At 72.0% G+C, this 8,117-nt stretch carries 5 protein-coding genes; 4 read left to right on the top strand and 1 reads right to left on the bottom strand.

Annotation, left to right across the window (positions count from 1 at the left end; all coding sequences use genetic code 11):
• From fhuB to HMPREF3115_RS21005, 3 genes are all read left to right on the top strand, one after another.
• On the top strand, positions 1-1,624 hold a 1,624-nt coding region (gene fhuB, locus HMPREF3115_RS21015), incomplete at its 5' end, for a Fe(3+)-hydroxamate ABC transporter permease FhuB (protein WP_070555887.1).
• Positions 1,621-2,421, top strand: a complete 801-nt coding sequence (gene fhuF, locus HMPREF3115_RS21010; protein WP_006410699.1) for a siderophore-iron reductase FhuF — start codon at positions 1,621-1,623, stop codon at positions 2,419-2,421. The genes fhuB and fhuF, both read left to right, overlap by 4 nt.
• Positions 2,418-3,452 (top strand): ABC transporter substrate-binding protein, encoded by a 1,035-nt coding sequence (locus HMPREF3115_RS21005; RefSeq protein WP_070555885.1) that lies wholly within the window; start codon positions 2,418-2,420, stop codon positions 3,450-3,452. The genes fhuF and HMPREF3115_RS21005 overlap by 4 nt, the downstream gene beginning before the upstream one ends.
• 84 nt (positions 3,453-3,536) lie before the next feature.
• On the opposite strand, the gene HMPREF3115_RS21000 is transcribed toward HMPREF3115_RS21005, so the two are convergent.
• Positions 3,537-5,282, bottom strand: coding sequence for a cyclic peptide export ABC transporter (locus HMPREF3115_RS21000; protein ID WP_070555883.1), 1,746 nt, complete (start codon positions 5,280-5,282; stop codon positions 3,537-3,539).
• A 287-nt stretch (positions 5,283-5,569) separates the two neighbouring features.
• On the opposite strand from HMPREF3115_RS21000, the gene HMPREF3115_RS20995 reads away from it, so the two are divergent.
• Positions 5,570-8,117 (top strand): non-ribosomal peptide synthetase (locus tag HMPREF3115_RS20995; RefSeq protein ID WP_141751712.1); only part of this gene is annotated, 2,548 nt, incomplete at its 3' end.

The following is an 8,117-nucleotide window of genomic DNA, read 5'->3' as shown; positions in this document are numbered from 1 at the left end:
GCTCGTGCTCGCGGGCAGCGTCTGCATGCTGCTGTTCGCCGCGTTGTCGACGCTCGTGCTCGCGTTTTTCGAGCAGAACATCGCGGGCGCCGCGCTGTGGGTGAACGGCAGCCTGTATCAGCCGGGCGCAGCCGGCCTCGCGCTCGCCGCGCGCTGGCTCGTCGCACCACTCGTCGCCTTGCCGTTCGTGATGCGGCCGCTCGATCCGCTCGCGCTCGGCGACGACGCGGCGGCCGCGGCCGGCGTGCGCGTCGATGCGACGCGGCTCGCCGCGACGGTCGTCGCAGTCGCGTTCACGAGCGTCGCGGTCAGCATCGCGGGACCGCTGTCGTATGTCGGCCTCGTCGCGCCGAACCTGATTCGCCAGATCCGCGGTGCGCGCGCGGCGCGGCTCGGTGCGCTCGTCCCGCTGTCCGCACTCGCCGGCGCAGCGCTCGTGCTCGTCACCGACAGCGCGGTGCTCGCGTCGGGACTCGATGCGACGCTGTCGACCGGCGTCGCGATCGCGCTGGTCGGCACGCCGCTGATGCTGACGATGATCCGGCGCGGTGCGGCGTGGTCGGGCGTGCTGCACGGGCAGCCCGAGCGCGCGGCCGGCGGCCGGTCGACGCGCATCGTCGGCTGGCTCGAACGGCTCGGCTGGCCGCTGCGCTCCGCGCTGTTCGCCGCGGTCGCGCTCGTCGTCGTATACGTCGGCGTGTCGTCCGGGCCGGAATGGCTCGCGCCGGCGCGCTGGTTCGCCGCGTCGACCGGGCACGATCCGCTCGCGCGCATGCTGCTCGATCTGCGCATGCCGCGGCTGCTGTGCGCGCTGCTCGCCGGCGCGCTGCTTGCGGTGAGCGGCGTCGCGATGCAGAGCGTCGTGCGCAATCCGCTCGCGGGGCCGGAAGTGCTCGGCGTTACCCAGGGCGCGGGGCTCGTCACGCTGTTCGCGCTGTCCGCGTGGCCGTTAATCGGCCACGTCGGGCTCGCGGCCGCCGCGCTGAGCGGCGGCGGACTGTCGCTCGCGATCACGCTCGCGCTCAATCATCGCCATCGCTATGCGCCGCTCGCGGTCGCGCTGACCGGCATCGTGACGGGCGCGCTATGGACCACGCTCGCGCAATGGCTGATCACGCAGGAAAGCGTGCAGCCCGCGCGCTTCGTCGTCTGGCTCGTGGGCGGCACGTACGGCCGCAGCTGGGGCGAGGTGTCGATGCTCGTGCCGTGGTGCGTGCTCGCCGTGCCTGTCTTCGCGTGGCTCGCGAAGCCGCTCGACATGCTTGCGCTCGGCGACGACCAGGCCGCCGCGCTCGGCCTGCCGGTCGCGATACTGCGGCCGCTCGCGCTGACGATCGCGACGCTCGCCGCGTGCGCGGCCGTCGCGGCGGTCGGGCCGATCGGCTTCATCGGACTGATGGCGCCGCACGTCGCGACGATGCTCGGCGCGCGCCGTCATCGCACGCGGCTGTGGCTCGCGGCCGCCTGCGGTGCGCTGATTCTCGCCGCCGCCGATCTCGCGGCGCGCACGCTCGTCGCGCCGCGTGAAGTGCCGGCCGGCGTGCTGACCGCGCTGATCGGCGCGCCGTACCTGCTCGGGCTGCTGATTCTCGAGGCGCGCCGCACGCGGCGCGCGGCGCGATGACCGGGCTGCGCGACGGTGCACGCGCGACGCGTTTCTCGACCTTCGCGCCCGAGCCGTTCGCGGCGCATCTCGACGTCGTGTGGCTCGGCATGCCGGACGACGCGCAGCGCGGCGGCCGCCGGATCGTACCGGTCACCGCGCTGGCCGAACACCGCGACGCGATCGTCGATGCGATGGTCCGTCATTACGGCGGCGATCCGGCACGCCATACGCGTGCGCTCGTGTCGCAGTGGAGCAAATACTATTTCGGCCGCGCGGTGCCGGCCGGCGTCGTTGCCGCGCTGACGCTCGGCCGGCCGCTCGACATGACGCCCGAGCGCACGTTCGTCGCGCTCGACGACGGGATGCCCGGCGCGCTGTATTTCGCCGCGGACGCGCTCGGCGCGCCGTGCGACGAGCCGGCGCGCCGCCATGCGGGGCTCGTCGCGCATCTGCGTGCCACGATCGCGCTGCTCGCCGGCATCGGCGGCGTCACGCAGCGCGTGCTCTGGAGCAACGCGGGCAATCTGCTCGACTTCCTGTTCGATCGTTACCGGACGCTGCCGTGCGCGATCGACCGTGCACGCGATGCCGAGTGGCTGTTCGGTGCGACGTGCGTCGACGGCGAACCGAATCCGCTGCGGCTGCCAGTGCGCGACGTGGTGCCGCGCTCGCCGTTGCTGCCGACGCCGTTTCGCGCGCGCCGCGTGTGCTGCCTGCGCTATGAAATTCCTGGAGAAACGCAACTGTGTGGAAGCTGTCCTCTGCTGCTGACGATGGACGACGCGGCGCTGGCCGAGCAGGACGCGATCCGATGACGGATGCGGGACGCCGACGTGCGCTCGCGCAACTCGCCGCCAGCGCGTGCTGCGGCGCGTTCGCTGCGTTCGGTGGATTCGGCGTATTCGGTGCGCCTGCGAGGGCGGCCGATGCGCCGCCCGCATCGCGCCGCGCGCTGTCGCTCGCCGGCAATCCGGTCGTGTCGCAGGCGAGCGCGACGATGCCCGTACGGCCGCAGCGCGTGGTCGCGCTCGACTTCATGTTCGCGGAAAGCGTCGTCGCGCTCGATCTGATCCCGGTCGGGATGGCCGACACGGCGTTCTATCCGGGCTGGCTCGGCTACGAGAGCGCGCGTATCGCGCACGTGACCGACATCGGGTCGCGGCAGGAGCCCGGCCTCGAGGCGATCGCGGCCGTCAGGCCCGACCTGATCATCGGCGTCGGCTTCCGGCATGCGCCGATCTTCGATGCGCTCGACCGCATCGCGCCGACGATCCTGTTCCAGTTCAGCCCGAACGTGTCGGAAGGCGGCGTGCCGGTCACGCAGCTCGACTGGATGCGGCAGATCTTCAGGACGATCGGCACGGTGACAGGTCGCGACGCGCGTGCGCGCGCGGTCGAAGCGCAACTCGACGCAGGGCTCGCGCGCAATGCGGCGCGTCTGTCGGCGGCCGGCCGCGCGGGCGAGCGCATCGCGCTGCTGCAGGAGCTCGGACTGCCGGACCGTTACTGGGCGTACACCGGCAACAGCACCGCGGCCGGGCTCGCGCGTGCGCTCGGTCTCGTCCCGTGGCCGAAAAAGCCGACACGCGAAGGGACGATCTACGTGACCTCGGCCGATCTGCTCACGCAGCGCGATCTGGCGATCCTGTTCGTGACCGCGACGGCGCTCGACGTGCCGCTGTCCGCGAAGCTCGACTCGCCGGTGTGGCGTTTCGTGCCGGCATGGCGCGAGCATCGGATCGCGATGATCGAGCGCAATATCTGGGGCTTCGGCGGGCCGATGTCGGCGCTGAAACTCGCCGACGCGATGACCGATACGATGCTGGCGCTGCCGGCCGTGCGCTGAGCGCATTTCGCCGCGCCGTTCTTTTTCATCGGTCGTTCGCAGAGGCGCCGGCCGTCGCGATCGCGATGGGCCGGCGCTTTGCGTTTACGTGCTCAGCGCATCGACGCCGTCGTGCGCGCGCGTGCACGACGGCGACGTATCGCTGACGATCCGTCCGTTCTCGAGCTTCAGCAGGCGGTCGGCGAGCCCGAAATAGCGATCGTCGTGCGTGATGACGATTACGGCCTTGCCGCGCGCACGCAGCTCGGGCAGCAGCTGCTCGTAGAACACGGCCTTGAAGGTCGGATCCTGATCGGCCGCCCATTCGTCGAACAGATAGAACGGCCGATCCTCCAGATAGGCGACGACGAGCGCGAGCCGCTTGCGCTGGCCGGTCGACAGCGCGCGCGTCGAAAACGCGCCGTCGACGACCTTCACCTTGTGGTCGAGCGCGAGCTTCGCGATCAGCGCGTTCGCGCGCGCATCGGCCTGTGCGCGGTCGGGATCGTCCGGATCGACGATGCCGATCAGCGCATCGAACAGATGGAAATCGTTGAACACCGCGCTGAAGCGCTGCCGGTACGCCGCGCGCTCGCGCCAGCCGATCGCGCGGCCGTCGACTTCGATCGTGCCTTCTTCGGGTTCGTACAGGCCCGTCAGCACTTTCGCGAGCGTCGTCTTGCCGCTGCCGTTGCCGCCGACGATGAACACGAGCTCGCCGGGGCGGATCGTCAGGTCGACCGGTCCGATCCGGAACATCCGCTCGTCGCGTTCGTGGAAGTAAGCATGCGTGACGCCGCGCAGCGCGATGGCGCCGGCCGGCGGCACGTCGGGCGCCTCGCTCGCCGGCGGCACCGTGCGCAGTGCGCCGAATTCCGCCATGACGCCTTCGATGCGTGCGAGCGACACGCGCGCGGCATTGACGGTCGGCAGATTGTTCAGCAGCCCGTCGAGCGGCACGAGCATGAACAGGAACACGACGACGTAGCCGGCCGCGGCAGCCGGGTCGGCGTGCACGCCGAGCGCCGGCCAGAACGACGCGACGCCGAGAAACGCATAGAACAGGAAGATGATCCAGCCGACGCCGACCGCATACGCGCTGAACGCGCGCCGCCGATGATCGCGCACTTCGCCGATCGCGGCGCCGAGCTGGCCGTCGACGAACTGGCGCGCGCGCGCGTCGTGCAGCTTCAGTTCCTTCGCGCCGGAGAACAGCGCGCCGAGATAGCCGAACAGACGGTCCTGCGCACGACCGGCCGCTTCGAGCGACGCGATCGCGCGGCGGTCGCCGGTGTGATAGCCGAGCGAGCCGGCGACGATGGCCGCGAGCGCGAGCAGACAGACGGGCCACGACAGCCACGCGAGATAGCCGAGGCAGCCGAACACGATCGAGCCGTGCATCACGAGGTTCGGCAGCGCGAAAAACAGCATCGATACGTTCGTCGCGTCGTCGGTCAGCACCGACTGCACGGGCGCCGCGCCGATCCGTTCGATGTCGCGCAGCTCGGCCGCGCCGACGCGGCGCGCGAGATGCACGCGCAGCCGCGCCATCGTGTCCTGCGACAGCCGCGCGAACAGCGTGCCCGACACGATCCGCGTGACGAGCGCGATCACCGCGCACAGCGCGAAACGCCACGCGAGCGCGGCGTCGGCCGCGTCGGGCTGCGCGAGCGCACGGTTCAGTGTCGCGACGAGCAGCACGCTCGCGATGCCGTTCAGCACGCAGGCGACGAGCGCGAGCGCGAACGACGCGCGGCTTTCGCGCAGCAGCGCGAGGATCAGGCGCGTCGCGGGGCGGGCGGGCGCGGCATCGGGAGACGGCGGGGAAGTGGGCTCGTGGGCGGCGGTCATCGGCAACGTCGGTCAAGGGAAACAGGGGAAACGGATAGCGGACAGCGGACGCAATCGCGTCGAAACGGACGTAATCGCATCGGCCGCGCCGGGCGGGGTCCGCGCTGTCCTTCCTGATAGACGAACGAGCGCGGCAAATCTTTAGCAATGCTGCGGCCCTGGCGTGTGCGAAACGGGTGTCGATACGAAAAGGTAAAAAATCGCGCGCGTCGTTCGTCACACCAGTGAAGCCGCCCGAAGCGGCCCCGAGACTTGGCCGAAGCGGCCGGACCGAAGGACTTCACGCCATGACGAGTTTCCCGACTGCGTTGCACCACCGAATCCGCGAACTGGCGCAGCAGGCGCCCGATGCGCCCGCGCTCGCGGCGCCTTTCCAGAACGATCTGCGCCTGTCGCGCGGCGCGCTCGATGCGTGCGCATCGCGGCTCGCGCAGCAGCTGCGTGCAGCCGGCGTCGGCGCGGAAGTGCGCGTCGGCGTCTGCGTCGAGCGCTCGTGCGAGCTGTTCGTCGCGCTGCTCGCGGTGCTGAAGGCGGGCGGCGTATTCGTGCCGCTCGATCCGCGCCATCCGGCCGCCCGGCTCGACTGGATCGTCGGCGACGCGCAGCTGCGCTACGGGATCGTCGATGCGGCCGGGCGCGCGGCGCTGCGCACGCCGTTCGAGCACGCGTTCGACGTCGCCGACGCGATGGCCGCCGCCGCACATGCCGGCGCGGCCGGCGTATCGGACGGCCCGTGCGTGGCCGTGCATGCGCGCTCGGCCGCATACATGATCTATACGTCCGGTTCGACCGGCACGCCGAAGGCGGTCGTCGTCGAACACGGGCCGCTCGCCGCGCACTGCGACGCGCTCGCGGCCGCGCTGCCGATCCGCGCGGACGATCGGCTGCTGCATTTCGCGTCGGTCAATTTCGACGCCGCGCACGAATGCTGGCTCGCGCCGCTCGCGCTCGGCGCCAGCGTGACGATCGCGCCGCCGCAGCCGCTCGCGCCGGACGCCGCGCATGCGCTGATGGTGCGCGACGCGATCAGCGTAGCCGCGTTTCCGCCCGCCTATCTGCGCGAATTCGCGAACGTCGCCGCGCGCGACGGCGTGCCGCCCGCGCTGCGCGTGCTCGCGTTCGGCGGCGAAGCGCTGCCGCAGCAGGCATTCGAATTCGTGCGCCGCACGTTTCCTGCGGTGCGGCTCGTGAATGGCTACGGGCCGACCGAGGCCGTGATTTCGCCGATGCTGTGGCCGGTCGAGCCGGGCGAGACGCCGGTGCTGAATGCGGACGATGCGTATGCCGCGCTGCCGATCGGGCGCCCGATCGGTCCGCGCGTCGCGCGCATCGACCGCAGCGACGCCGCGGCTGACGCCGGCGAGTTGCTGCTCGGCGGCCTGTGCGTCGCGCGCGGCTACCACGGGCGGCCTGCGCTGACCGCCGAGCGCTTCGTGCCGGATGCGGACGGCGCGCCAGGCGCGCGTGTATACCGCACCGGCGATCTCGTGCGTCTTCGCGACGACGGCGCATTCGACTACATCGGCCGCGTCGACGATCAGGTCCAGGTGCGTGGCGTACGCGTCGAACCGGCGGAAATCGCCGCCTGCCTGCGCGCGCATCCGGCGGTGGCCGATGCCGCGGTCGTCGCCGAAACCGGCGCGGGCCCGACGCGGCTGATCGCATGCATTGCGCTGCGCGCGGCAATCGACGATGCGGCGCTCGGCGCGCACGTCGCCGCGCAGCTGCCGGCCGCGTGGCAGCCGCACCGTTTCGTGCGCTGCGACGCGCTGCCGTACACGCTGAACGGCAAACTCGACCGTGCGGCGCTGGGCGAGCGCATCGCCGCTGCGCGTACCGCGCAGCAGGGCGGCGACGCGCCGCGCACGCCGACCGAGCAGCAGCTCGCGGCGCTGTGGCAGACGCTGCTCGCGCTCGATGCCGCGCCGTCGCGCGACGATCGGTTCGTGTCGCTCGGCGCCGATTCGCTCGCCGTGATGCAGCTGCAGGCCGCGATTCGCGCGTCGATGCGCGTGAATCTGCGGCTCGATACGCTGTTTGCCGATCCGTCGCTCGCGGAGCTCGCCGCCACGATCGACGGTGCGGAGCGCGAGACGGGCGCGCCGCTCGCCGCGATTGCCGCGCGCGGCACGACGCCGAGTGCCGGTGCGGCGCACGTCGACCGCGCGGCGTCGCTCGCGCAGCAACGCTTCTGGGTGCTCGCGCAGACGCGCGACGCAAGCGCCGCGTACCACATCGCCGCGCACTGGACGATCGACGGCGCGCTCGACCGTGCCGCGCTGCAGCGCGCGCTCGACCATCTGATCGAGCGGCACGAGGCGTGGCGCACGACGCTCGTCGACAACGACGACGGCATCGTGATGCAGCGCATTCATGCGCGACTGCCGGTAACGATCGTCGACGTCGATCTGCGCGGCTTGCCGCCGGCGGCGCGCGACGCGGAGGCCGCGCGGCTCGCGGAGCGCGACGCCGGCACGCCGTTCGATCTCGCGCGCGGGCCGCTCGTGCGCGCGACGCTCGTCGCGCTCGCCGACGATCGCCATCGGCTGCTGCTGACCGCGCATCACGCGGTCAGCGACGGCTGGAGTTCGCGCTGCGCGTTCGACGAGCTGTCGGCCGCCTATCGCGCGTATGCAGCAGGCCGGGCGCCGTCGCTGCCCGCGCTGCCGATCCAGTACGCCGACTATGCGGAGTGGCAGCGCGAGATGCTCGCGAACGGCGAGGCCGAGCGCCAGCTCGACTACTGGCGCGGCGCATTGCGCGACGCGCCGGGCCCGATCGCGCTGCCGCTCGACCGTCAGCCGCCGGCCACACGCGCGCTGCGCGGCGCGCGCG

It is taken from the genome of Burkholderia sp. HMSC10F09 (assembly GCF_001806955.1).
In the GTDB taxonomy this organism is placed as follows: Bacteria; Pseudomonadota; Gammaproteobacteria; order Burkholderiales; family Burkholderiaceae; genus Burkholderia; species Burkholderia multivorans.
This window is presented reverse-complemented; position numbering and strand designations above follow the sequence as displayed.